At 40.7% G+C, this 24935-nt stretch carries 24 protein-coding genes and 1 pseudogene; 20 read left to right on the forward strand and 5 right to left on the reverse strand.

The annotated features are described in order from the left end of the window. Nucleotides 1-4: 4 nt before the first annotated feature. Together dltC and dltD are read left to right on the forward strand one after the other, a co-directional pair. On the forward strand, nt 5-235 hold the full coding sequence (gene dltC, locus GSR62_RS04005; RefSeq protein WP_004047344.1) for a D-alanine--poly(phosphoribitol) ligase subunit DltC: 231 nt from the start codon (nt 5-7) through the stop codon (nt 233-235). Then, complete coding sequence (dltD, locus tag GSR62_RS04010; RefSeq protein WP_035449052.1) at nt 235-1506, forward strand: D-alanyl-lipoteichoic acid biosynthesis protein DltD; 1272 nt, start codon at nt 235-237, stop codon at nt 1504-1506. Before dltC ends, dltD begins: the two co-directional genes overlap by 1 nt. A 44-nt stretch (nt 1507-1550) precedes the next feature. Here dltD and GSR62_RS04015 read toward each other — a convergent pair whose 3' ends face one another. After that, complete coding sequence (locus GSR62_RS04015; RefSeq protein WP_066023846.1) at nt 1551-4178, reverse strand: YfhO family protein; 2628 nt, start codon at nt 4176-4178, stop codon at nt 1551-1553. 225 nt (nt 4179-4403) lie between these two features. Here GSR62_RS04015 and GSR62_RS04020 point away from each other — a divergent pair, with 225 nt between their 5' ends. From GSR62_RS04020 to GSR62_RS04045, 6 genes are all read left to right on the forward strand, one after another. Then, the gene (locus tag GSR62_RS04020) at nt 4404-6467 is read left to right on the forward strand and encodes a peptidoglycan D,D-transpeptidase FtsI family protein (RefSeq protein ID WP_010688851.1); all 2064 of its coding nucleotides are present in this window, start codon (nt 4404-4406) and stop codon (nt 6465-6467) included. Between the two features lie 185 nt (nt 6468-6652). Continuing rightward, nucleotides 6653-6802: a 50S ribosomal protein L33 gene (gene rpmG / locus GSR62_RS04025; RefSeq protein WP_004047352.1), complete on the forward strand. Its 150-nt coding sequence runs from the start codon at nt 6653-6655 to the stop codon at nt 6800-6802. Between the two features lie 122 nt (nt 6803-6924). Next, complete coding sequence (locus GSR62_RS04030; RefSeq protein WP_010688853.1) at nt 6925-7599, forward strand: rhomboid family intramembrane serine protease; 675 nt, start codon at nt 6925-6927, stop codon at nt 7597-7599. Between the two features lie 19 nt (nt 7600-7618). Next, nucleotides 7619-7834 (forward strand): YqgQ family protein, encoded by a 216-nt coding sequence (locus tag GSR62_RS04035; RefSeq protein ID WP_004047356.1) that lies wholly within the window; start codon nt 7619-7621, stop codon nt 7832-7834. A gap of 20 nt (nt 7835-7854) precedes the next feature. Next, complete coding sequence (locus tag GSR62_RS04040; RefSeq protein ID WP_035449055.1) at nt 7855-8814, forward strand: ROK family glucokinase; 960 nt, start codon at nt 7855-7857, stop codon at nt 8812-8814. Nucleotides 8815-8879: 65 nt separating this feature from the next. Beyond that, nucleotides 8880-9299 carry a rhodanese-like domain-containing protein gene (locus GSR62_RS04045; protein ID WP_010688855.1) on the forward strand — a complete coding sequence of 140 codons (420 nt, stop codon included), beginning with the start codon at nt 8880-8882 and terminating at the stop codon, nt 9297-9299. Between the two features lie 149 nt (nt 9300-9448). Here the strand turns inward: GSR62_RS04045 and GSR62_RS04050 are convergent, their stop codons facing one another. The 3 genes from GSR62_RS04050 to GSR62_RS04060 all read right to left on the reverse strand — a co-directional run bounded on the left by GSR62_RS04050 (nt 9449) and on the right by GSR62_RS04060 (nt 10908). Further along, nucleotides 9449-10255, reverse strand: coding sequence for an SPFH domain-containing protein (locus GSR62_RS04050; RefSeq protein ID WP_035449058.1), 807 nt, complete (start codon nt 10253-10255; stop codon nt 9449-9451). A 6-nt stretch (nt 10256-10261) separates the two neighbouring features. Continuing rightward, entirely contained in the window at nt 10262-10618 is a 357-nt protein-coding gene (locus GSR62_RS04055; protein ID WP_035449060.1) for an Arc family DNA-binding protein, read from the reverse strand. Nucleotides 10619-10731: 113 nt separating this feature from the next. Then, complete coding sequence (locus tag GSR62_RS04060; protein ID WP_004047366.1) at nt 10732-10908, reverse strand: DUF3042 family protein; 177 nt, start codon at nt 10906-10908, stop codon at nt 10732-10734. Nucleotides 10909-11046: 138 nt separating this feature from the next. On the opposite strand from GSR62_RS04060, the gene miaA reads away from it, so the two are divergent. The 4 genes from miaA to glnA all read left to right on the forward strand — a co-directional run bounded on the left by miaA (nt 11047) and on the right by glnA (nt 15151). Then, entirely contained in the window at nt 11047-11973 is a 927-nt protein-coding gene (gene miaA / locus GSR62_RS04065; RefSeq protein WP_035449062.1) for a tRNA (adenosine(37)-N6)-dimethylallyltransferase MiaA, read from the forward strand. A gap of 13 nt (nt 11974-11986) precedes the next feature. Beyond that, nucleotides 11987-13255 carry a methionine gamma-lyase family protein gene (locus GSR62_RS04070; RefSeq protein ID WP_035449064.1) on the forward strand — a complete coding sequence of 423 codons (1269 nt, stop codon included), beginning with the start codon at nt 11987-11989 and terminating at the stop codon, nt 13253-13255. Nucleotides 13256-13397: 142 nt separating this feature from the next. After that, nucleotides 13398-13784 (forward strand): MerR family transcriptional regulator, encoded by a 387-nt coding sequence (locus tag GSR62_RS04075; protein WP_010688862.1) that lies wholly within the window; start codon nt 13398-13400, stop codon nt 13782-13784. Nucleotides 13785-13807: 23 nt separating this feature from the next. Further along, on the forward strand, nt 13808-15151 hold the full coding sequence (gene glnA, locus GSR62_RS04080) for a type I glutamate--ammonia ligase (RefSeq protein WP_010688865.1): 1344 nt from the start codon (nt 13808-13810) through the stop codon (nt 15149-15151). 50 nt (nt 15152-15201) lie between these two features. On the opposite strand, the gene GSR62_RS09680 is transcribed toward glnA, so the two are convergent. Further along, nucleotides 15202-15597 (reverse strand): hypothetical protein, encoded by a 396-nt coding sequence (locus GSR62_RS09680; RefSeq protein WP_010688867.1) that lies wholly within the window; start codon nt 15595-15597, stop codon nt 15202-15204. Between the two features lie 185 nt (nt 15598-15782). On the opposite strand from GSR62_RS09680, the pseudogene GSR62_RS04090 reads away from it, so the two are divergent. The 8 genes and pseudogenes from GSR62_RS04090 (at nt 15783) to rsmB (ending at nt 24935) form a co-directional block, all read left to right on the forward strand. After that, nucleotides 15783-16419, forward strand: a pseudogene (locus tag GSR62_RS04090) (IS607 family transposase). Next, nucleotides 16394-17548 (forward strand): RNA-guided endonuclease InsQ/TnpB family protein, encoded by a 1155-nt coding sequence (locus GSR62_RS04095; RefSeq protein ID WP_066023848.1) that lies wholly within the window; start codon nt 16394-16396, stop codon nt 17546-17548. The pseudogene GSR62_RS04090 and the gene GSR62_RS04095 overlap by 26 nt, the downstream one beginning before the upstream one ends. 387 nt (nt 17549-17935) lie before the next feature. Continuing rightward, a complete protein-coding gene (gmk, locus tag GSR62_RS04100) occupies nt 17936-18550 on the forward strand; it encodes a guanylate kinase (protein WP_010688870.1) in 615 nt (204 codons plus the stop codon). Between the two features lie 128 nt (nt 18551-18678). Continuing rightward, nucleotides 18679-18888, forward strand: a complete 210-nt coding sequence (gene rpoZ, locus GSR62_RS04105) for a DNA-directed RNA polymerase subunit omega (protein WP_004047376.1) — start codon at nt 18679-18681, stop codon at nt 18886-18888. A gap of 113 nt (nt 18889-19001) precedes the next feature. After that, nucleotides 19002-20192 carry a bifunctional phosphopantothenoylcysteine decarboxylase/phosphopantothenate--cysteine ligase CoaBC gene (gene coaBC / locus GSR62_RS04110; RefSeq protein WP_066023849.1) on the forward strand — a complete coding sequence of 397 codons (1191 nt, stop codon included), beginning with the start codon at nt 19002-19004 and terminating at the stop codon, nt 20190-20192. Then, entirely contained in the window at nt 20192-22612 is a 2421-nt protein-coding gene (priA, locus tag GSR62_RS04115) for a primosomal protein N' (protein ID WP_066023850.1), read from the forward strand. Before coaBC ends, priA begins: the two co-directional genes overlap by 1 nt. Nucleotides 22613-22639: 27 nt before the next feature. Beyond that, on the forward strand, nt 22640-23605 hold the full coding sequence (fmt, locus tag GSR62_RS04120) for a methionyl-tRNA formyltransferase (protein WP_010688874.1): 966 nt from the start codon (nt 22640-22642) through the stop codon (nt 23603-23605). Next, complete coding sequence (gene rsmB / locus GSR62_RS04125; RefSeq protein ID WP_066023851.1) at nt 23586-24935, forward strand: 16S rRNA (cytosine(967)-C(5))-methyltransferase RsmB; 1350 nt, start codon at nt 23586-23588, stop codon at nt 24933-24935. The genes fmt and rsmB overlap by 20 nt, the downstream gene beginning before the upstream one ends.

Below are 24935 nucleotides of genomic sequence, written 5' to 3' on the forward strand. Positions count from 1 at the left end.
AAACATGAAAGATACAGTATTGGACATTTTAGAAGATTTAACAGGTAGCGATGAAGTAAGAAACGATCTTGACATCGATATCTTTGAAACTGGTCTTTTAGACTCAATGGGAACAGTGCAAATGTTATTGGAATTACAAGCTCAATGTGGCGTTGACGTGCCAGTTTCTGAGTTTGAAAGAACTGAATGGAACACACCTAACAAAATTATCGCGAAAGTAGAAAGTATGCAGTAATGGACGTAAAAAAGAAGCTCTTTAAGATCTTCGGTCCGATCATTTTGGCGGCTGTCCTATTGACGCTTTTGTTGATCTCACCCTTTAATTTTCGTAAGATCAATGATAAGACAGTTGAGGTAGCTGCCTTGTCCCAGTCAAAGAATATTTTTAAAGGGACAGTGGTGAAGCAAAAAGCTCTGGAAGAAAATTATGTTCCATTTTTTGGTTCTTCGGAATTATCGCGAATGGACGCCTTTCATCCAGCTACCTTAGCTAGTCACTATGATCGCAGTTATCGCCCATTTTTACTTGGGGGACCAGGATCGACCTCGCTTTCTCAATTTTTTGGGATGCAAGGGATCAATCAACAGTTGAAAAATAAAAAAGCTGTGATGATCATCTCACCACAGTGGTTTGTGCCTAAGGGAACCGATCCCGGGGCCTTTGGTCTATATTATTCCAATCTTGAAGCTGTTACGTGGTTGCGTCAGGCACAAGACGATAAGATGGACCGTTTTGCGGCTAAGCGTCTATTGCAGATGCCATCAGTCCAAAATGATACGATCTTAAAACAAGCGATCCAAAAAGTTGCAGCTGGTCAAGAATTGTCTAGCTCGATGAAGACATATCTTGATTTGAAATACAACCAATTGCAACACGAAGATGAATTGTTTTCGACACTGGCTTTAAAGGATAATACGCAAAGGATCACTAGAGTTGCGAAAGTCTTACCCGATAAGTATGATTTTGAACAACTTGATGCGATCGCTTATAAACTAGGCCAAGAAAACACAACGAATAATCCGTTTGAGATCAGTAATAAGTTTTTTGATAAGAATTTGCGCAAAAAATACAAGAAGTTAAAGGGAAAGCAAAGCAAGTACAGCTATGTAAGATCGCCTGAGTTTGCTGATTTCCAATTAGTCTTGAATCAATTTGCCAAAAATAATACTGATGTGATCTTTGTGATCCCACCAGTAAACAAACATTGGTCAGATTATACTGGCTTATCACAAGAAATGTTGCAAGATTTTAACCAAAAGATCACTTATCAGTTGCGACAACAAGGTTTCAACAATATCGTTGACCTTTCTAAGGATGATGGTGAGCGCTATTTCATGCAAGATACGATCCACTTAGGTTGGCGTGGTTGGTTGAAGATGGATCAAGCAGTAGCTCCATTTTTAACTAAAGATCAACCAAAACCAAAATATCAGATCGATAATTACTTCTACAGTAAGTCTTGGCAACAGCTCGATGGTAAAGATCTAGATCAAGTAACAAAATAAAACGCATCTAATACGGCAACTTTTGCTGTATTAGATGCGTTTTTTTAAGCTTTATTTTCCCTTAGTCTTATTATGAAAACTAGCACTAGTGAAACTAAAGTCAATATTATTCCTAAATATAAGCCGGGTGGAGTAAAGGTCAAAGTCACTTGATGTTTACCTTGGCCGATATCAAAACCAACGAAGGTATCTTGGATCTTGTAGGTCTTGACTGCTTTACCATCGACCTTTGCCTGCCAGCCCTTGCTATAAGGGATCGTTGTCGCAAAGAGTTGGTTTGACTTAGTGATATCGATCGTGCCCGTTAATCTGTGAGCAGTAGCTTTTGTAAGCTGCCACGAACTCTTTTGGAGCTGGTTTAGTTTTTGTTCGACCAAGGATCTATCCATGCGGTAGAGGACGAAATTCTCCAACCAAAGACTGTTTTTCTTGAATTTAGCGGTAATAACGACTTCATTATCACTCCCAGATACAGTCGGATTTAAAACGATTGTATGTCTGAAGGTCTTATAGTAAGGATACTCTTTACTCCCTAAATACCAAGTAGCAGAATCGCCATCGAGACTAGCACCGAGTGTCAGGTAGTAAGGGTCATCAGTCTCAGGTGTGAATTTAAAGATAATCTGCGCGGGTTTAGCCAGATCGGTCTTTTTGAAAAAGGCACCCGTAAGGTTGATCTGCTTTTTAGTATTTTGAAAGACGACTTCATTAAAATTAGCAGCATAAAAATACTTAGTCGTATTAGCTGAGCCAGTCGCTGCATTTAGCCAATTCGTCTGATAGGTCAGTGGCTGATTATAGAGAACTTTGAGTTGCTTTAATTTTTTATCAGCACTATAACCAAGTCCGATCGCATAAGGATTTTGATAGATCCTAGTTTGATCAGTCTGGGCGCGTAGGGAATAAAGCTTGGTATCGGGACGATAACTGGTAACATTAAGGTCGACTTTATCTGAAGCTCTTAGATCAAGTTCGGCCTTATCTTTAGCTTGAAGGAGGTATTTCATATCGAGCAACGAATCGCTGATCAAAGTTCCATTATAGTAGCCCACATAGTTATCGCCATCGGGTTGACCTAATTGACCATAGAAATCAGGGATACTTTTTTCAAGGGCAGAACTAAAGTAAGAACCTGTTTTTAGATCATGAGCCAAGCTATCGTCTTTAGTCCGACCATAAAGCTGAGCCGTTCGATAAAAGCCAGTATCTAATTGGGCCAATTTCTTTTGATCTTGGGCGATGACTTTAGTTGGCCCAGCAAACTCAGCTTGAGTCAAATAGCTGATGTTATTGAGCGAATAAGCCGTATTAACTAACATTTCAAAGCATACCAAGAAAAAGATGACTAGCGGTGTTAGTCGTTGGTTGAGCGGTGTCTTTTTGACCGTCAAGACGAGTAAGAGCAAAACATTGAAGAGAGCTGTGAATAATAAAACTTGTTCTGATACGTAGTCAAAACTCTTGGAATTAAAATAAACATAGCTCAAGCCAGCTGTAAAGATCCCCAAGCAGATCAAAGATTGGTGATTTTTAAGGCAAAATTGATTTTCTTTGAGAGCCAAGGCAGCCAAGAAGATCATCCAAAAACTAACGACAAAGGAAAAGCGGTAGGGATACCATACGGGAAATTGCATCCCGTGCCACAATAGGTCAAGTGGTTCAAAGCATAAAGAAAGCCAAAGAAAGGTGCTCACTAAAAAGGCAGCTAGCTTTGAACGCCAGTCGGTCTTTAAGCTGATAAAATATAGCAGTGCGCCGATCAAAGCGAGACTACCGACAAAAAGGTTCGGGAATCCTTCGGGCATTTGTTCAAAATTAAATGCGCCGATCACAAATTTTGAAAGCATCTTGAGGGGAGCATATTCAAAGTGTAATTGGAAATTTTTTTCGGTGTATTGTCCTTTACTAGCGACCAACGAATAATAAGTTGGAACAAGGACAAGGGCCGAGACGCCAACAGCTAAAAGGGAACGACTTATAAAAAGGTAAAGCTGTGACCAAAACTTTTTGAGACCCGCAAAGTATGCTGTTTGATACCAAGCAAAAAATAAAACTAAAAATAGACAGATCATGTAAGCCATATAATAGTTGATGATCATCATTGCAGCTAGCCATAAGACGTAGGCGAGACTGCGCTTTTTTTGTAAGAGACGATATAAAGCTGAGATGATCAACGGTAAAAAGATCGGTGCATCTAGCCAAAGCATATTCAGTTGGTTAGCGATCATCCAGCCCATCAAAGCATAGCTGGTAGCAAGTGCTGGGATCATCCACCCATTCAATTTGAGTTCGTTTTTGAGTAAACGCCCAAAGGTATAGCCAGCACATCCGTATTTTAGTAGTAAGATGAGTAGACATCCAGCTGTCAGATATTTGCCAGGAAAAAAGACAAATAAGAGATTAAATGGACTCAATAGGTAATAGGCAGCTTCACCTATCATCGGGCCCCCTAAGGCTTTTGAAAATGAGTAGAGTAGTTCACTCGGGGAATGCAGCAAGGTATGGCGAAAATAAGCAAAAAAGTCGACATATTGCTGCCCCAGGTCGACTGTCAACACACTGGAGCTACCAAAGGGATAAAAGCCACGGTAGATAAAATACCCAAGCATGAGCAATACTGGAGTCCAAAAGCTCAAAACAAGGGGATAATGTTTTTTGAGATATTCTTTCATATCTAGCGTGATCCTTTCAAATTTTTGAATATTATCAGCTTATAGGATACCACAACGAGAAAAGGATTTCGAATAGTGCTTGTTTTAACTGGTCTTTTAAAAAATTTAGTATTTAAACGTCTGTATATCGTATATAATATAAAGGTAGTATCTGAGGTACCGATTTTAGTTAATTTGTGCTAGGATAATTCGTAGTGTTAATAATATTAGTAGAGGAGAATTGTGGTGAGATTCTTAAGAAAAGCGAATGCGCAAAATAAGCAAAAGCGTTCGCAAATACCATTCAGATTAAATTTTCTCTTTTTGATCGTCTTTTTACTTTTTGCAGCCTTGATCGGACAATTAGCTTATCTGCAGATCATTCATGGTCCTAAGTTCGAGTCGGAAGCAACTAGTAGTGACAATCAAACTGAGACCAGAAATGTGCAACGGGGTACGATCTACGATTCAACGGGAAAATTATTAGTCGCCAATAATACTTCACGTGCGATCACGTATACTAAACCGCTGAGCGTGACTTCAAGTCAAATGTATAAAGTCGCTAACAATTTAGTTAATTATGTCAGTGTTGAAACTGATACTTTGACCGAGCGTAATAAGGTCGATTATTATTTAGCTGATCCTAAACACACTGAAGCGGTCAATAAGCATATTCCCAATGCCGATACGATGCAAGATAATGAAAAATTGACTAAGTTGCAGACCGATTACGTTAAAAAGCACAACTTAGTCAAAAAGATGTCAGAGAAACAAGAACAAGCAGCTGTGTTATATGCCAAGATGGTAGGTGCTTATGCTTTATCGACCATCTATCTTAAGACAAGTGATGTCAGTGATACCGAGATGGCTGAAGTCGGCGAGCACTTGTCCTTATTACCAGGTGTCAAGATCGGCACTAGTTGGGCACGCTCTTATCCTAATGGTGAATCAGTTAAGAGTGTCATTGGGACTGTGACGTCAGAAAAGCAGGGACTTCCTAGCGATCAGATCAATAAATTACTGGCTGAGGGTTATTCGCGTAATGATAGTGTGGGTTCAAGTTATATCGAATCTCAATACGAAAATGCGCTCAAGGGAACAAAAGAGGTCATTAATGTTCAAACGCAAAATAATGAGATCATCAAAGAAGTCAAACAATATGGCGGTAGTCCCGGGGATAATCTGCAATTGACAATCAATGCGGATTTTCAAAATCAAGTCCAAAAGATCGTTGAGGATAATGTGAAAAATGCCGCTGGTAGCAATCCGTATATTCCAGGAGGCTATGCCGTTGTAATGAATCCTAAGACTGGTGGGATCTATGCTTTAGCTGGGGTCAGTCGTGACCTTTCCACGGGTGAAGTGAAAGAAAATGCACTGGGAACGATCAATCAGACTTTTGTAATGGGGTCTGTTGTCAAAGGGGCGATGGTCATGGGAGCTTTGAACGATGGTGTTATCACCCCGACCAACAATACTTTACTCGAAGAACCGATCAAGTTAGCCGGTACTGCGGCTAAGACATCTTGGTTCAACAAGACAGGGGCAGCTAACATGAGTCTTACCGCGGCCGATGCCTTACAGGTCTCATCTAACACGTACATGATGAAATTGGCAATGTTAGAAGGGGGCTTTAAATATACTTCGGGTGCAGCGCTCAATTTACCGACCTCGATCTTTGATAAATTGCGTCAAAACTTTAAACAATACGGTCTAGGTGTCAAAACTGGGATCGATATTCCAGGCGAAGCTAGTGGGTTTGAAGGGGCTGCCGATCAGTCACATATCGGTAATGCGTTAGACTTATCGTTTGGTAACTATGATGCGTATACTCCGATCCAATTAGCGCAATATGCTTCAACGATCGCTAATGGGGGCTATCGTTTGCAGCCACACATCCTAAAGTCGATCCGCAAGACGAATAGGGATGGTTCGTTAGGTCCTGTAAAATACGAAATGCAACCAAATGTTTTGAATGTCGTTGATGGTACAAAAGATCAATGGGATGTTGTTAAAACAGGTCTTTGGCGCGTGGTCCATGGTTCTAATACTTATCGGACTGGGGGCTCTATGGCTTCGGTAAAACCTGAGATCGCAGCTAAGACAGGGACAGCACAAACATTTTATAACAATACCGAGACTGAGACTTTAAGTGCGATCAGTTATGCACCAGCTAACGATCCCCAAGTCGTAGTTGTAGTTGCTTTCCCTAATATTACCGACTCCAACAGTAAGATCAATACTGAGACTGTCAAACAGATCTATGAAGCTTACTGGAAAACAGTTCAATCCAGTGATGGTTTTAAATAAATGATTTTTGATCGACTTTAAACAGGTAACAGGCGTGTTTAAAGTCAATTTTTTTGCTGTCAAGGAATTTTCCTTAACAAATAGCTAAAAAATACTGGTAATCGACGGCAAAAGATGATATGATATTAAACGTTGAAGATGCCAAGTGCATTTTTAGGAACTGATATGTATGGGAGGTTTAGAACATGCGTGTAAATATTACATTAGAATGTACAGAATGTCATGAACAAACATATTTGACAAACAAAAACAAGCGTAATAACCCAGATCGTCTTGAACTTAAGAAGTACTGCCCACGCGATCACAAGGTTACTTTACATCGTGAAACAAAATAACAACAGGTTTAAAACCCTGTTGTTTTTTTTTGAAAGTTTGATGAACCGGTTGCATAAAGGCAAGACCTCAGCTGTGGTTTGTGCTAAAATAGGATAAACCAGACCAAATTGGGGGACCAGTTATGAACAGCTTTCACAAAAAGCCGATCGTTACTTACGGACTGATTGCTGTCAATCTTTTAGTTTTTATTGGAATGACTCTAAGTGGCGGGACTCAAAATGCAGTCAACTTGATCGCATGGGGGGCTAAATACAACCCTTTGATCATTCAAGGTGAGCTTTGGCGCTTGTTCACGCCGATGTTTATTCATATCGGATTAGAGCATTTAGCCTTAAATCTATTGACATTGTATTTTCTGGGAGTACAGCTGGAACAGCTATTCGGCAAGTGGCGTTTTTTAGCCTTATATTTAATAAGTGGCGTGGGAGGCAACATCTTGAGTTTTGCACTCTCAAACAACATTTCAGCGGGGGCAAGTACTTCGCTGTTTGGGCTTTTTGGCGCCTATTTGATGCTAGGAGAATCATTTAGACAGAACCAGTATATCAGAATGATCTCACGGCAATTTTTAGTTTTGATCGTACTTAACCTTGGATTTGATCTCTTTGCAGGAGGTATCGATATTTGGGGGCACTTAGGTGGACTCTTGGCCGGCTTTTTGGCTTCTTATGCAGTCGGTGTGCCTAATGTAGGAGCTATTCCAAGGATGAAACGGATCGTTAGTGTTGTTGCTCTAGTAGTTGTATATGGATTATTGTTGCAGACCGGTTTCAATCACTGGCAATATCCAGTATAATTTTGAGGGAGAGGTTTTCATGAAGACGTTATATGATGTTCAACAGCTTTTGAAGCATTTTGGGATCTTTGTTTATGTCGGCAAAAGGCTTTGGGATATCGAATTGATGGCGATCGAGCTGGACAATTTATATAAAGCTGATGCGATCGATAAACAAGTCTTTTTGAGTGCCAAATTAGTCTTGACGCGGGAACACCGCATTGAGGAGCAATACGAAGCAGCTAAGGATATTTAGATTTGAGGAGACATATTAGTATGGACAAGAAACTTATCGGCGTTGACCTTGGTGGGACAACGATCAAATTTGCAATTTTAACAGCAGATGGTGAGATCCAACAAAAATGGAGTATTGAAACTAACATTTTGGATGAAGGTTCACATATCGTACCTGATATCATTGGATCGATCAACCATCACTTGAATTTATATGAAATGACACCAGACCAATTTATCGGTATTGGGATGGGGACACCAGGGACCGTTGATCGGGCTGCTGGCACGGTCGTAGGTGCTTACAACTTGAACTGGAAGACAGTTCAAAATGTTAAAGCTGAGATCGAAAAAGGCACAGGGATCAAGTTTGCGCTTGACAACGATGCTAACGTTGCTGCTTTAGGTGAACGTTGGAAAGGTGCGGGTGAAAATGCTGCTAACGTTGCATTTATCACTTTAGGTACCGGTGTTGGTGGCGGTTTGATCGCTGATGGCAACTTATTGCATGGTTTAGGTGCAGCGGGTGAAGTTGGTCATATCAACGTTCAACCTGATGGCTACCTTTGCACATGTGGTAACAAAGGTTGTTTAGAAACATATGCTTCAGCTACTGGTGTTGTACGCGTAGCACGTGATATGGCTGAAGAATTTGCTGGCGATTCTGAATTGAAGCGTGCTTTAGATAACGGTGAAGAGATCAGCTCCAAGATGGTCTTTGATCTAGCTAAACAAGATGATATCTTGGCTAAACGTGTTGTTGATCGTGTTTGTTATTACTTAGGGTTAGCAAGTGCTAATATCAGTAGCATTTTGCATCCAGAATATGTTGTTATCGGTGGCGGTGTTTCTGCTGCAGGGGACTTCTTATTGGATCAAGTTGAAGCTTACTTCAAGCAATTTGCATTCCCAACGATCCGCAATACGACAAAACTAAAATTAGCACAATTGGGTAACTCTGCTGGGGTTATCGGGGCTGCTTCTTTAGCTTTGGAATTTAAATAAACGTATTGATCAATTAAACAGTCTCGCTTTTGGGTGAGACTGTTTTAGTCTAGGAGGTTTTTTTTATGAATTTTGTATTGGGTGAAATTTCAGCATGGCTTTGGATCGACCTTGTTTTGGTCATTATCTTATTATGGATGCTTGGGACACAACTATATTGGTGGTACCGGGGCAAGAAAGTTGCTCATATCGTTGAAAGCGATGAGTTCAAACAAGGCCTACGTAAAGGACAAGTGATCGATCTACGCGATAGTGCAGAGTTTGGACGCTCACATATTTTAGGGGCAAGAAATATGCCATTTGCACAATTCAAACTCTATGAAAATGCCTTGCGCAAAGATGCGCCAGTTTATCTTTATGATACGACTAAAGCGATGCCGATCCGGATCGCAGCTCGTTTGAAAAAAGAAGGCTTTAACGACATCTACATTTTAAAGGGTGGTTACTCTAAATGGGATGGCAAAAAGAAAACTAAAAAAATCTAGTAGGTATGGGTGATGGCGATAAGGTTATCACCCATATTTTTGTAAAAAAGCTGTGAGGTAGGATCTGTTAGGCTTTAAAATATCAAAAACAGCTATGATGCGTAATTTTGCATCATAGCTGTTTGTCGTGCTGACCGACATTGAGGGCATTATTGATCTAACATTTTTTTGATAACAGGTACTTGTCCTAGTTCGGTAATATCTTCTTTGGAAAGTACGACTAGATTAGTATCTGATTCGGCAAGGTTGGTAAAAGCCGTGATACTTTGATCTTTGAAGTAATTATCATCAACGTTTTTTAAAGCTTCTTGGATCTTGGTGATCCGGTAACTTTCAGCGTCAGCCCGTGTTTTAGTCGCTTGGGCTTGGGCTTGTGCAGTTTCGACTAAGGCTTTATTTTTAGCGTCGGTCGTTAATTTGATGTTGCGTGCTTCCCCTTCGGCTCGAGCGATCGCAGCTACCCGTTCACGGTCGGCGGTCAACTGTTTGTCCATGGCTTTTTGGATCTCTTTAGAAGGGGTCAATTCATCGATATTGACCCGATCGACATTGATCCCATAGATATTTGTCAAATCTCCGATCGCATGTGCAAGTTCAGCATTGATCTTAGAGGTCGAACCTAACGCAGCGTTTAGATCCATCCGTCCGATGATATCACGTAGATGCCCCCGAACTAGTTGAGCCATGGATTCTACAGAGTCAGAGTTCTCATAAGTGTATTTTTTAGCATCAGTAACGTGATAGTTCAAAGTGACGCTTGCCTCGATCTCAGCATTATCTTGCGTGATGACAGAATATTTTTGTAAACGCAGTGGATGCATAGCTAATTCGACTGTCCGGATCTTTTGAAAGATAGGGACGTAGAATTGTAAGCCAGCATCGACTGAACGTGAGTATTTACCTAAGGTCTCAACGAGTCCCTTACAGTTTTGTCGAACGATCTTGATCCCAAACATAATAGTTCACTCCTCTTTATTATTAAGTGGTCGTAAAGTTAAGATATTCCCCACCGCTTCGATGATGATATAATCGTGACCGAGTTTTAAGGGTTGGTTACTTTCGATCAAGTAGCGATAATAGATGCCATCGACTTTAACTAGACCATCGAGTTCATCAAATTGCCTAGCCGAAACGCGTTTGCCTAAAAACATTCGTTTCTCTAAGGCCTCAGAACTAGTGGGCTTAGTTAAAGATTCATCAACGATCGATTGCAATGTTGCATTGACACTTTTATTTTCTTCTTTAGCCTTCTTACTTAGTTTTTCTTTTAATGAAGCTGGCAACCGAAATAAGAAGGTCGTCATTTCATCTTTGTCCATAAGCATCCTCACTTAAAAATATTTTAGCATTACGATATCATTATGATATCGCTAGGGAACGATAAAGTAAATAAAAATACCCACTCCAGAAAATGGAGTGGGTAGCTTATCTATTATCCTTGATGGGAAGAACGGCGCTTGCGCAATGCACGACGACGATGTTGATCCAACACAGCTTCGCGTTCTTCAATCGGTTCAACTACAGTCTTCTTGAATGCGTAAACACAACCTGCAACTGCACTAAAAGCAGTTAACGTGCCAACTAAGAAGCCTTTACCAAATGTCTTCATAGGGGAATTCCTCCTTTTTGAATTACTACTCCTATTATGAATGATTAGCCAAAAAATATCCAGTATTTAACTCTTTTGGCTAAAAAATATGATAGTATTAATCATGTGAATAAATTAGTCTTGTAGAAAGGAAAGATAATGGCACAAAAGCTACTATTGATCGTGGGACCAACTGCAGTGGGGAAAACGGCATTAGCTGTTGAATTAGCCCAAAAATTCAATGGTGAGGTCATCTCAGGAGATTCGATGCAGATCTACCGTGGACTGGATATTGGGACGGCTAAGGTGACTCCCGCCGAAATGCAGGGCATCAAGCATTATATGCTTGATATAAATGAGATCGATCAGCGCTTTTCTGTGGCGGATTTTATTGCGCATTGTAAACAAGATGCCCAAATGATCGCTAAGGAAGATAAACTGCCGATCTTAGCTGGGGGAACTGGTTTTTATCTTCATGCGTTATTAAATGATTTTAAGCTGGGGCAAGATAGTTATGATCAGGCTGAGACTAAACGCAACAAATGGCATGCTTTTGCAGCTGAATATGGGCAAAAAAAATTATGGGAAAAATTAGCTCAGATCGACCCTAAGGCAGCTGCAAAGATCCCATTTCAAAATGAACAACGGGTCGTGCGGGCTTTAGAGGTCTATGAAAAAACTGGGAATTTATTTTCTAGTCAGGCTGATCAAGAAAGTTCAGCTTACGATGCCTTGATCATCGGTTTGACGACGGAGCGGGCTTTATTGTACGAACGGATCAATCAACGGGTCGATCTGATGTTAGAACAGGGCTTGTTGGAAGAAGCTCGTTTTCTCTATGAGCAAGGTGGGGCTGAATTGCCTCCAGGAAAAGGGATCGGATATAAGGAATTTTATCCATATTTTGAGGATAAGAGCACGCTTGAAGAGGCTGTTTTGGCAGTCAAACAAAATTCACGACGCTATGCCAAACGTCAATTGACATGGTTTCGCAATAAAATGGATGTTAATTGGTTTGATATCGTACAACATCCAGCACAAAAAGAAAAAATTATTGAGTTGGTTACGGACTGGCTCGCAAAATAATGGAGGATTTTCAATGTTAAATTCATGGAAACAAAACTTACCAGAGGATCTGATCGCAAAGGTGGCGAAAGTTGATGAAAAGATCAGCGGTCACTTACAAAAGATCGATGAACAAGTGCTCTACAATCAACAACGCTTGTTAAGTTTATTTAGAAAACACCGGGTCGCTGAAGAAGATCTAGTTGGTTCAACAGGGTATGGCTTTGATGATATGGGACGTGAAAAACTTGAAGCGATCTTTGCTGACTACTTTAAAGTCGATGACGCTTTAGTTCGTCCGCAACTTATCTCAGGAACACATGCGATCGCAACTGCTTTTTACGGTGTTTTACGTCCTAAAGATACGCTTTATTATATGACAGGGATGCCATATGATACGATCCAACAAGTTATCGGTGTTGTGGGCGATAATCCAAAAACGCTCAAAGAATATGATATCAATTTTGACTACACTCCATTAAATGAACAAGGCAAAGTCGACTATGATGCAGTCAAAGAAAAATTACAAAATGATAAGTCGATCAAGATGGTCGCGATCCAACGCTCACGTGGTTATGCGACCCGCGATAGTTTCGTTGTTGATGAAGTTAAAGAAATGATCGAATTTGTAAAACAATATGCCCCCAATGCGGTGATCTTCATCGATAATTGTTACGGTGAATTTTCCGAAACAACAGAACCATCATTTTATGGAGCAGATCTGATGGCGGGTTCATTATTCAAAAATGCTGGTGCGGGGATCGCTAAAGGCGGTGCCTTTATCGTTGGGCGTAAAGATTTAGTGGCTCAAGCAGCGGCGCAACTTTATGCTCCTGGTTTAGGTAAGGCTGAAGGTCCAACTTGGGGCTATCTACGTGATTTCTATCAAGGTGTCTTTATGGCACCACATACAACAGGTGAAGCGATCAAGGGTGCGATCTATACGGCTGCTTTGTTAGAAGAACTTGGAATGGAAGTTTCGCCTAAATGGGATGCACCGCGAACAGATCTCGTTCAAACGGTCACATTTGGTAAGCCAGAACCAATGATCAAGTTCTGTGCTGCGATCCAGCATAATTCACCGATGAATGCTTTTGTTGATCCAGTGCCAAGTTATATGGATGGCTATGAAGATCAAGTTATTATGGCTTCCGGGAGCTTCACAGAAGGTTCAACGATCGAACTTTCCTCTGACGGTCCTTTGCGTGAGCCATACTGTCTCTATATTCAAGGTGGTCTATCTTATGCGCATGTTAAATTAGCCGTCACGGAAGCTGCCAAAGAAGCATTTTATAAGGATTAGTCAGTCAAAAGTCGGGTCTATACTCGGCTTTTTTATATAAAAAAATAAATATTTATTATTCTATGTTATAAAATGTAACATAAGTGGTTGACAATGCAATTTAGAGTTGCTATGATAATGGAGTGATCTAAAGGAGGATGTTATGAAGGAAAAAGAGTTACGCCGCTCATTGGCTGTTTTGCCGATCGGGACGGTCATGAAACTTACCGATCTAACTGCACGACAGATCCGCTATTATGAGGAACAGGGATTGGTCATACCTGAACGAAATGAAGGCAATCGTCGGATGTATTCGTTGAATAATATTGATAAATTATTAGAAGTCAAAGATTATTTAGCTGAGGGTATCAATATGGCAGGGATCAAGCAGATCTATGCTGAACGCGCCCAAGAAGAGGCAAAACGCCAAGCTAAACGTGAAAAATCGTTGACGGATGCTGATGTTAGACGGATCTTACATGATGAATTCGTGACTGTCAGCGGTTTGAGTAAACAAAATCAATTTTCTTTCCGAAATAACGGTCTCTAATCAAATTACAAGGAGCAATCAGTATGGCAAAACCTAACTACACCAAAGATGAAATTCGTAAAATGGCAAAAGATGAGCATGTGCAATTTTTGCGCTTAATGTTCACTGATCTCTACGGTACGATCAAAAACGTAGAAGTTCCGATCAGCCAACTTGATAAAGTGTTAGATAATAAGATGATGTTTGATGGTTCTTCGATCGATGGCTTTGTGCGGATCGAAGAAAGCGATATGTGGCTTTACCCAGATCTCTCGACATGGTTGATCTTTCCGTGGGGAAGTGAACACGGAAAAGTTGCGCGTTTGATCTGTGAAGTTTACAATGCTGATCGGACACCATTCTATGGAGATCCAAGAAATAATTTGATCCGTATTTTGGATGAAATGAAAGAATTAGGTTTTACTGACTTCAACATTGGACCTGAACCAGAATTTTTCTTATTCAAACTAGATCCTGAAACAGGTAAGCCAACCACACATTTAAATGACAAGGGAAGTTATTTTGACCTTGCCCCTGTCGACTTGGGTGAAAATTGTCGACGTGATATCGTGTTGGAATTAGAAAAGATGGGCTTTGATGTTGAAGCTTCACACCACGAAGTTGCTCCTGGTCAACATGAAGTTGATTTTAAATACGCAGATGCACTACATGCCTGTGATAATATCCAAACATTCAAACTGGTTGTTAAAACTGTAGCTAGAAAATATGGACTACATGCAACATTTATGCCAAAACCACTTGATCGGATCAATGGGTCAGGGATGCACTTGAATATGTCACTTTTCAATGAAAAGGGTAATGTTTTCTTTGATGAAAATGCTGAAGAACAACTTTCACAAGAAGCTCGTTACTTCTTAGGGGGCTTGATCAAACATGCGCGTAACTATACAGCGGTCATGAATCCAACGGTCAACTCTTATAAGCGTTTAGTTCCAGGTTACGAAGCTCCAGTTTACGTAGCTTGGTCTGGCCATAACCGTTCACCATTGATCCGTGTACCGATCGCTCGTGGTTTGTCCACACGGGTCGAATTGCGTAGTGTTGATCCATCCGCTAATCCATATCTTGCGGTAGCTGCTGTCTTAGCCGCTGGGTTAGATGGTTTGAAGAATAAGATCGAACCACCAAAACCAGTTGACCGCAATATCTATGTTATGGGTGAAGAAGAGCGCAAAGCTAATGGGATCGAGGATCTACCATCGACCTTGCATAATGCGCTAAAAGCTTTGCGGACTGATGAAGTGATCATCAATGCGATGGGCCCTCATCTATACAACAACTTTGTTGAAGCTAAACGTTTAGAGTGGGAAGCATATCGCCAAGAAGTATCCCAATGGGAACGCGATCAATACTTAGAACTCTATTAATTATGAAACATTAGTTAAAAAACCTGTCATTTTTACGACAGGTTTTTTTGCTATTTACTGATAAGAACTGGGTGGTGAAGGGTGATATCTTTAACAGAAAAACGTTCTAAACCGAGATGAACGATATCTTTGGTAAAGACGACACGGGTCTGCTTATCTGATATCTTAAGTGTCACAGCGTCGAAACGATTTTTGATCGAATCAAGTTTGCCACTGAGTGTTTCAGTCGAGCCATCTTTTAGGGCTAAAGTGAGGGTAGCTGTTTTTTGAGAGCGGATCGCTTGTTGTAAGAAAAGGGCAAGTTGTTTTGGTGGGATACTTGCAAAATCTGTTGTACGTGGAGTGGGCGTTGTTTGTTCGAGTTCAAAGAATAATTGTGCTTTAGTATGGAGATTTTTAGTCAATTTGCTCAAATTTTCAGGGCTGAAGAATTTTTTAAGTGTCATGGTAAATACCCTCCTAGAACATTTGTTTGATATTTATATTATATGAACATCCGTTCGATAAATCAAGAGAAAGTTTGGATAAAAATATATTGATGTAAATCAGAGGAGTGGTTAACTGTTACCAAAAACATAGAATAATGTGTTATAACAAACCATGGAAAGAAGTAAAAATGTGGGTGGTTATTATGACAATGTTAAAACCGAAAGAAATGGCTGAACGTTTAGGTGTTACAGTCAGAACTTTGCAAATTTGGGATAGTAAAGGTGTGTTAAAAGCATATCGGACTCCCACCAATCGAAGATATTATACTGAAGAACAATATTTAAACTATATTGGTAAATCCAGAGTCCAACAAGCGCAAAGTAGTCGCCTATGCTAGAGTATCAACAAATAGTCAAAGAGATGATTTAAAAAATCAAATTGACTTTATTAGGCAATACGTTAACGCTAGAGGCGTTGTTTTAGATGAAACAATTACTGATGTTGGCAGTGGGCTTAACTACAATCGAAAAAAGTGGAATAAATTGCTAGAAGAAGTAATGAATAATCAGATTGATACGATTTACATTACTTATAAAGATAGATTTATTCGTTTTGGTTATGAGTGGTTTGAACGATTATGTAAAATACACAATACTAAGATCGTGGTATTGAATAATGTTAAAGCTAGTCCAACGCAAGAAATGATTGATGATATGGTGAGTATTGTACACGTATTTTCCTGTCGTTTATATGGTTTACGTAAATATAAGCATAAACTAGAAAACGACAGATCTTTGAAGGGTGGTGAAAATAATGGTGTTAAGAACCCAAAAAGTTAGACTTTATCCAAATAAAACCATGCAGAAAGTCTTAGATGACTTGTGTGATTATCGCAGCTATTGCTGGAATGCTGGTTTGGCTTTATGGAATGATATGTATGAAGAAGCATTGATCTTAGATGATAAGCGCCTCAGACCAAATGAATACAAGGTTCGCAACGAGTTAGTGGCTAATAAAGCTGATTGGCAATACCGACTATCTGCACGTTGTTTACAGTTGGCGATCGAAGATTTATCTAAAGCGTGGAAGAACTTTTTTGATAAGGCACAAGTTGATTGGGGTAAACCACGTTTTAAATCAAAGAAAGCCACTAGACAGGGTTTTAAAACTGACCGTGCCAAGATTATTAAGGGTAAGTTACGATTAGATAAGCCACATGGTATCAAAAAATGGTACGATATTCGATTTAAAGGTGCTAAATCATTAGATGGTGAATTAAAAGTTGTTTCAATTTACCGTGAAAATGGTAAATATTGGGCAAGTTTACCTTTTGAGATCGAAGTGGCAAACAAAGCTAAAACTAACCGTGTAACAGCGGTCGATGTCAATGTTGGACACTTCAATTACACCGCTGGTCAAATCAACACTTTACCTAAACGTTTAAACCACCTCTATCAGCGTATCAAATATTATCAAAAGTCCTTAGCAAAAAAGCGCACAGTAAATGGGAAACGAGCTACTAAAAGTAATAATTACGTTAAGACGAGAGCCAAGTTGCAACGTGATTATCGCAAAGTAGCTAATATCCAACATGATATTATGCAGAAGTTTACAACTCAATTAGTTGAAGAATACGACAAGATCGTAATTGAAGACTTGGCGGTTAAAGAAATGCAGATGACTCATGTCGCTTCCAAAGGGCTACAACGTTCAATGTTTGGTTATTTCAGACAGATATTGAGCTATAAGTGCAATTGGTATGATAAGAAACTTATCTTAGCCGATAAATATTATCCAAGTACGCAACGTTGTTCTAAATGCGGTTATATTAAGACTGGTGAAGAAAAAGTTGGGCTTAATGGCAACCTAAAATATGGAACTAAGCATAACGAATATATCTGTTATGAATGCGGAAATATTATGGATAGAGATGAAAACGCAGTGTTGAATTTATTAGCACTGATATAAAAAATACAGGGGTGGGCTACACCCTTAAACTGTAAGAGTTAGTCACTGTCATTACCCTCTCGTTAGGATATGGGAATACTAATGTTGACGGCAGTAAATAAAATTAGGAAAGGAAAAACTATATAATTCTTTCTAACAATGTAGAAGAATGTACTTAAACTTCTATATTGTTCTACATTTTATATAGCAGAATTAGGAATTTTGGAAGTGGTACCATATATACAATAAGTGGTTCTTGATTAGGGGAATGCTCATGACATGAAAAGCCCTAGATTTTTTTGAGAAAATTTAATTAAAATCTGCAAAAATGGACATGACGACTTGAAAAAAGCCTTAAAAAAGTGCACAATGATATATAAACTTATAAATTGAGGAGTTATAAAGCGCATGGCTAAAAGAGGAATGTTGATCGTCCTTTCAGGTCCTTCTGGTGTGGGGAAGGGTACTGTGCGAAAGGAGATCTTTTCACAAGAAGGAAACAACTTTGACTATTCGATCTCAATGACGACTAGACAAATGCGACCAGGCGAAGTTGACGGTAAAGATTATTACTTCGTTTCAAAAGAAGAGTTTGAAAAAGAGATCGCTGACGGAGGCATGTTGGAGTATGCTCAATATGTTGACAATTATTATGGTACACCATTAAAATACGTTAATGAGATGCTTGATGCGGGTAAGGATGTCTTTTTGGAGATCGAAGTCAAAGGTGCAATGCAAGTACGTGAAAAAGTTTCTGACGGCTTGTTCATCTTCTTGACCCCACCTGACCTAATGGAACTTCGCCAACGGATCATCAATCGCGGGACTGATGATCTAGAAACGATCGATAAGCGTATGGAAAAGGCAAAAGACGAGATCGAAATGATGCAAAATTACGATTACGCGGTCGTAAACGATGAAGTTGCTAAGGCAGCTGAAAAGATCAAAACGATCATTCGGGCTGAACGTTGGCGTGTTAAACGTTTCTTGCCTGATTATAAGAAACAATTAGGGGTCGACTGACCGCTTTAAGTCGAGAGCTAAGAAGTTTAAATGTGAGGCAATAGCGCAATAAATCTAGGAAAGGAAGAGACTATATTCTTCACAAGTTTATTTTGACTTGTTCACATTCATATAGTCGAGAATATTCAATGATTTTATATCCATCAGTAGATGAACTTTTAGAACGTGTCGATTCACGTTACTCTTTGATCATGCTTGCATCTAAGCGTGCCCATGAACTTGATGCTGGGGCACATCCAATGTTAAGCGAATATGAATCGGTAAAAAGTGTTGGCCGAGCTTTAGAAGAAATCGTTGCCGGTGACCTTAAGATCAAATCTGAAGGTGAAGAAGGCTAATATAGTAGAGTGAGACTGAGGTTGACCTTGGTCTCATTTTTTTTGAACAACTAAAAATATTAAATTTGAGGAATGTGCTAAAATATGTATAGATAATTAAAGGGGCTGATTTTTTGGAGAAAAAACATATAGCGCTCTATGTAAGTGGTGGGATCGCGGCCTATAAAGCAGCTATTTTGGCGCGACTCTTCGTTAAACAAGGGGCAAAGGTCAAGGTCGCAATGACTAAAGCGGCGCAAGCGTTTGTTACACCACTAACTTTTAAGGGCTTGACCCATCAAGAAGTTTATACCGATCTCTTTGAAAATGATTCACCTGTACCACATATCAAGTTAGCCGATTGGACCGATCTAGCTGTGGTAGTACCAGCTACAGCTAATGTGATCGCTAAAATGGCTAATGGGATAGCTGATGACTTTGTAACGACTGCTCTATTAGCGACGGCAGCGCCTAAATACGTTGTGCCTGCCATGAATGATAAAATGTGGGCTGATCCTGCAACAAGGCGCAATATTGCACGATTACAGGCCGATGGTGTTGCAATTTTAGAGCCAGTGAATGGTCTATTAGCTGAAGGTTATGCCGGTAAAGGCCGGATGCCCGAACCAGAAGCTATCTATGCTTGGATCGCTGACGTAGAAAATATCGAACAAGATCTTAGAGGAAAAAAAGTTTTGATAAGTGCAGGCGGGACCCGAGAAGCGATCGATCCAGTCAGATATATCGCCAATCGTTCGAGTGGAAAAATGGGATATGCCTTAGCCAAGCGAGCTTTAGCCCGGGGAGCAGAAGTTACCTTGGTCACTGGCCCGACTAAACTAACGCCACCAGCAGGGGTCACGACATATGAGATCCAGACTGCCGCAGAATTAGAGGAAGCGATGCTCACCCATTATGCCAAACAAGATATTGTGATCATGGCAGCCGCAGTGGCGGACTATCGCGTTAAAACAGTTGCAGAACAAAAGATCAAGAAAAATGCTGAAACATGGCAGTTAGAGCTCGTAAAAAATCCGGATATCTTAAAACGGTTAGGCAAATTAAAGCGTGAGCAAGTATTGGTTGGCTTTGCGGCTGAAACGACCGATCTTTTAGCGCATGCAACTAAAAAGTTACAGCAAAAAAAAGCTGATCTCTTAGTTGCAAATGATGTTTCACGAAAAGATATCGGCTTTGGGGCTGACGATAATGAAGCCTGGCTATTGACAAGAAAAAACGCACCTAAAGCTACGGGTAAGCTAAAAAAGACGCAATTAGCTGATCTGATCTTGAGTTCTGCTTTGCAGTTACGAGGTGAGAGCTGATGGCACGTTATGCGCAAGTTATTGTTGATGTGCCCGCCATGCAGACTAATCGTCCCTATACGTATGAGTTACCGCAAGAATTACAGGATCAAGCTCAGGTAGGGATGCGAGTGATCGTTCCTTTTGGTAAAGGAGAACGCCAGATCCAAGGGTTTATCGTCGGTCTGACTGATGAATATGAGCTTGCGATCGCTCCTAAGCGCGTTACAAGTTTAATGGACTTAGCCCCAGTTTTGAATAATGAAGCTTTACAATTAGCCGATTGGTTAGCCCAAAAGACATTTTCATTTAAGATCCGTTGCCTGCAAGTGATGTTGCCTAATGTCATGCGTGCGAGTTATTCTAAGAGTTTACGTTTGCTTTCGGCTGTTGAATTACCGCAAGAACTGAACTCACTTTTTGCTGGAGGATCCGAGATCGAATTTGATGAGAGCAAATTGTCGGCACAACAATTGAATAAGTTAGCACAAATGCGCCAAGCTGGTCATTTAGAAGTGGTCTATCATGTTAAAGATCGGGCTAAAGCTAAGCTAGTCGGGGTGGTGACTTCACTGGTCGATGAACAAAATTATACTCAATTCAAAGCTAAAGTGCGGAAAAATGCCCATAAACAATTGGAGTTATTAGAATTTTTATACCAAAATCCGCACCAAAGTTTTTTGCAAACAAAGCTACAAGCAGATTTACAAGTCAGTCTAAATCAATTAAAAAAAGCGGCTCAGCAAGGCTGGCTAAAATTAGCTCAGCAAGAACGCTATCGTGATCCCTATGGTGATAAAACGCTCCAAGTAACTACGCCCAAGCAATTAACGCCTGAACAACAGCGAGCGGTCGAACAGATCGATCAAGCGATAACAGCTAAAAATGCGACTACATTTTTATTGGAAGGTGTGACTGGCAGTGGTAAGACAGAAGTCTATCTGCAAGCGATCGCCCATGCATTGAGCCAAGGACGTTCGGCTTTGATGCTCGTACCAGAAATATCGCTGACGCCACAGATGGTCCAAAGAGTCAAAGAGCGTTTCGGCAAAGATGTTGCGATGTTGCATAGTGCGTTATCAGATGGAGAACGTTATGATGAATGGCGTCGGATCGAGCGCAAGGAAGCCAAAGTCGTAGTTGGTGCGCGCTCAGCTATTTTTGCTCCTTTAGATGATCTTGGGCTGATCATTATTGATGAGGAGCATGAAGCGAGTTATAAACAAGAAGATATGCCCCATTATCAAGCCCGGGATGTGGCGCTTTGGCGTGGAAAATACCACAGTTGTCCCGTCGTTTTAGGCTCAGCGACCCCAGATCTAGCGACGCGTGCGCGGGCGCAAAAAGGTGTTTATCAACAATTGAATTTAACTAAACGGATCAATGGTAGCTCTTTGCCACAGGTCACTTTAGTCGATATGCGTGAAGCGGTCAAAACAGCGCCTGCTCCAGATTTTTCGCAGATATTGCTTGATCAGATCACCGAACGTTTAGCTAGAAAAGAACAGGTCGTCTTGATGTTGAATCGGCGTGGCTATTCGTCGTTTGTTTTGTGTCGCGATTGCGGCTTTGTCTTGAAGTGTCCGAATTGTGATGTTTCGTTGACCTTACACATGGATACGCACTCGATGAAATGCCATTATTGTGGTCATGAAGAAGCGATCCCGAATCGCTGTCCGAGTTGTGATAGCAAAAAGATCCGTTACTATGGGACCGGAACTCAAAAAGTCCAAGCTGAGTTAGAAAAGTTATTGCCTGAAGCAAGGATCTTACGGATGGATGTGGATACAACACGTAAAAAAGGCGCACATGAGCGGTTATTAGCTAAATTTGGAGCGCATGAAGCTGATATTTTATTAGGAACACAAATGATCGCTAAAGGGTTAGACTTCCCCGATGTGACTTTAGTTGGAGTTTTAAATGCTGATACATCTTTGAGTTTGCCAGATTATCGTTCGAGTGAACGGACTTTTCAACTTTTGACCCAGGTAAGTGGACGGGCTGGACGGGCCGATAAGACCGGCCAAGTGGTCATTCAGACTTATAATCCCGAGCATTATGCGATCCAGTTAGCCTGTCGTCAAGATTATGAGCAATTTTTCTTCTATGAGATGAATTTGCGCCATTTGAACAATTACCCGCCGTATTACTATACGATCAAGATCACAGTTAGTGCTAAAAGTGAGGCAGAAGCTGCTAAAGAAAGCTTTGCGATCAAAAAAGGACTCGACCAATGCTTGAGCCCACAAGCGCTAGTTTTAGGGCCAACGCCAAGTTCGATCTTAAAGATCAAGAATCGGTTTTATTACCAATTAGTGATAAAATATAAACAAGAACCCGCTTTGGAAAAATATTTACAAGACTTGCTCTTACAAAGCCAAAGCGGTGAGAAAAAAGGGATCATGGTCGTGATCGATCGTGAACCAGTCAATTTTTTATAATGTTAAGTAAAGAGGATGATAAGTGAAATGACATCAGTAGTATTTATGGGGACACCACAATTTGCTGCCCCGATCTTAGAAGGTCTAGTGACCAATGGATATGACGTAAAAGCAGTCGTGACCCAACCAGACCGTTATACAGGACGTAAACGAGTCTTGACAGCTTCACCAGTCAAAGAAATGGCTTTAAAACATGGGATCAAGGTTTTACAACCAGAAAAGATCTCAGGGAGTCCTGAGATGCAAGAGATCATTGATCTACATCCAGATTTGATCATTACCGCCGCTTTTGGTCAATTTTTACCTACTAAACTGATCCAAGCAGCAAAGATCGGCGCGATCAATGTTCACGGTTCCTTGTTGCCTAAATACCGTGGGGGGGCTCCGGTACAGTATGCGATCATGAATGGGGATGATAAGACAGGTGTCACGATCATCTATATGGTCAAGCAGATGGATGCGGGCGCAATGTTAGCTCAAAAAGAGATGCCGATCGGACCAAAAGACGATACAGCTTCGATTTTTGAAAAGATGAGTATCTTAGGGCGCGATACCTTACTAGAAATGCTACCACAATTGATCGCAGGTGAGATCAAACCAGTTGAACAAGATGAGACTAAAGTCGTCTTTTCACCAACGATCAAACCAGCAGAAGAGAGCTTGAGTCTAGATCTGACAGCTAAAGAACTCGACTGGAAGATCCGTGCATTACGCCCAGCTCCAGGCGCATACTTTGCCGATCTCAAAGGTAAGCGGACTAAATTATGGGAGATCGAACCATTGACGCAAACAACTGAGTTTGAAGCTGGGACAGTGGTCGAAGTTTCAAAACATGAGCTGATCTTAGCTGCAGCTGAAAATACGACTTATAGTGTCAAAATTTTACAACCAGCAGGTAAGCCTAAATTAAAGATCACCGATTATTTAAATGGTGTTGGTCAAGGACTAAAAGTAGGGCAAAAGGTAATTTCAGATGGCAAAGAAGATAAATAAGACACCACGTTATTTAGCGGTTGAATTGCTTGAAAAAGTCGAAAAGCAAGGCGCATATTCAAATTTAGCACTCAATCAAACGATCAAGCAAAATGAACTGACAAAGCGGGATGCCCATTTATTGACTAATATCGTCTATGGTGTGATCCAACATAAGCTTACTTTGGAATATTATTTAAAGCCTTTTATCAAACGGCCAAATAAATTACAAAGTTGGGTCAAACAACTGCTTTTAACGGCGCTTTATCAACAGATATATTTGGATAATATTCCTAAACGGGCGGTCTTTAATGAAACGATCGAGATCGCTAAAGTTAAGGGGCATGCTGGGGTCCGAAAGTTTGTCACAGGGATCTTACATGCGATCGATCGCCAAGGCATACCGAGCTTAGATGCGATCACTGATCCGATCGAAGCTTTGAGCATTGCGACTAGTACACCGCGGTGGTTGGTCGAGCAGTTGCAAAAAGAGGTCGGTACAGCTAAAACTAAAAGTATCTTAGAAACTATCAATCAAGCACCAAAGCAAACCGTCCGTATCAATACTAAAGTAACGACAGCTGAGGCCCTAGCGGCGCAGTTAGAAGCGGAAAAACTTGAAGTAGCTAAAAGTCCAGTCACGCCGTTAGCATTGCAAGTCAACACTGGCTTTATTCCAGCAACAGAAGCTTTTAAAACTGGTCAAGCGATCGTGCAAGATGAAAGTGCGATGTTGGCAGTTGAATCGATGGCGATCAACGCTGGTGACCAAGTTTTAGATGCTTGTGCAGCACCAGGCGGAAAGACTACGCAGATCGCTACCCAGTTAGAGACCGGCCAAGTTACTAGCTTGGATATCCATAAGCATAAAGTCGCTTTGATAGAACAAAATGCGCTCCGGGCCCATGTTGAGGCGCAAGTGAAAGCTTTACAAATGGATGCACGCAAGGCGTCCGAAGAGTTCGCTAAGGAAAGTTTTGATAAAATACTAGTAGATGCTCCTTGTTCAGGGATCGGTCTGTTACGGCGCAAACCTGAGGTCAAGTATGAGAAAAAATATCAAGACTCATTAGACCTTCACCGGATCCAAGTTAGCATTTTAGATGCGGTGGCACCGTTACTAAAAGTCGGTGGCACCCTGACATATAGTACCTGTACGATCTTAGACAGTGAAAATCAACAAACTGTCTCGGCGTTTCTAAAAGCCCACCCAGAATTTGAGCAGGTCAAAACCAAAACGGCTTTTGAGCTCAAAGCCGACCGTCAAGAGCTGGGCTTGACGATCTATCCTGATGATCACTTATCGGATGGATTTTATATCGCAACATTAGTTAAAAGAACTGAGGTGTAA

Source organism: Ligilactobacillus animalis (genome assembly GCF_009933595.1).
Lineage (GTDB): Bacteria > Bacillota > Bacilli > Lactobacillales > Lactobacillaceae > Ligilactobacillus > Ligilactobacillus animalis.

Coding starts and splice junctions, on each gene's coding strand:
- glnA (WP_010688865.1), top strand. CDS start 13,808: ATGGCAAAACCTAACTACACCAAAGATGAAATTCGTAAAATGGCAAAA.
- fmt (WP_010688874.1), top strand. CDS start 22,640: ATGACATCAGTAGTATTTATGGGGACACCACAATTTGCTGCCCCGATC.
- GSR62_RS04030 (WP_010688853.1), top strand. CDS start 6,925: ATGAACAGCTTTCACAAAAAGCCGATCGTTACTTACGGACTGATTGCT.
- gmk (WP_010688870.1), top strand. CDS start 17,936: ATGGCTAAAAGAGGAATGTTGATCGTCCTTTCAGGTCCTTCTGGTGTG.
- GSR62_RS04045 (WP_010688855.1), top strand. CDS start 8,880: ATGAATTTTGTATTGGGTGAAATTTCAGCATGGCTTTGGATCGACCTT.
- dltC (WP_004047344.1), top strand. CDS start 5: ATGAAAGATACAGTATTGGACATTTTAGAAGATTTAACAGGTAGCGAT.
- dltD (WP_035449052.1), top strand. CDS start 235: ATGGACGTAAAAAAGAAGCTCTTTAAGATCTTCGGTCCGATCATTTTG.
- rpoZ (WP_004047376.1), top strand. CDS start 18,679: ATGATTTTATATCCATCAGTAGATGAACTTTTAGAACGTGTCGATTCA.
- priA (WP_066023850.1), top strand. CDS start 20,192: ATGGCACGTTATGCGCAAGTTATTGTTGATGTGCCCGCCATGCAGACT.
- GSR62_RS04050 (WP_035449058.1), bottom strand. CDS start 10,255: ATGTTTGGGATCAAGATCGTTCGACAAAACTGTAAGGGACTCGTTGAG.
- GSR62_RS04095 (WP_066023848.1), top strand. CDS start 16,394: ATGGTGTTAAGAACCCAAAAAGTTAGACTTTATCCAAATAAAACCATG.
- GSR62_RS04070 (WP_035449064.1), top strand. CDS start 11,987: ATGTTAAATTCATGGAAACAAAACTTACCAGAGGATCTGATCGCAAAG.
- rpmG (WP_004047352.1), top strand. CDS start 6,653: ATGCGTGTAAATATTACATTAGAATGTACAGAATGTCATGAACAAACA.
- miaA (WP_035449062.1), top strand. CDS start 11,047: ATGGCACAAAAGCTACTATTGATCGTGGGACCAACTGCAGTGGGGAAA.
- GSR62_RS04060 (WP_004047366.1), bottom strand. CDS start 10,908: ATGAAGACATTTGGTAAAGGCTTCTTAGTTGGCACGTTAACTGCTTTT.
- GSR62_RS04035 (WP_004047356.1), top strand. CDS start 7,619: ATGAAGACGTTATATGATGTTCAACAGCTTTTGAAGCATTTTGGGATC.
- GSR62_RS04055 (WP_035449060.1), bottom strand. CDS start 10,618: ATGGACAAAGATGAAATGACGACCTTCTTATTTCGGTTGCCAGCTTCA.
- GSR62_RS09680 (WP_010688867.1), bottom strand. CDS start 15,597: ATGACACTTAAAAAATTCTTCAGCCCTGAAAATTTGAGCAAATTGACT.
- rsmB (WP_066023851.1), top strand. CDS start 23,586: ATGGCAAAGAAGATAAATAAGACACCACGTTATTTAGCGGTTGAATTG.
- GSR62_RS04015 (WP_066023846.1), bottom strand. CDS start 4,178: ATGAAAGAATATCTCAAAAAACATTATCCCCTTGTTTTGAGCTTTTGG.
- GSR62_RS04040 (WP_035449055.1), top strand. CDS start 7,855: ATGGACAAGAAACTTATCGGCGTTGACCTTGGTGGGACAACGATCAAA.
- GSR62_RS04075 (WP_010688862.1), top strand. CDS start 13,398: ATGAAGGAAAAAGAGTTACGCCGCTCATTGGCTGTTTTGCCGATCGGG.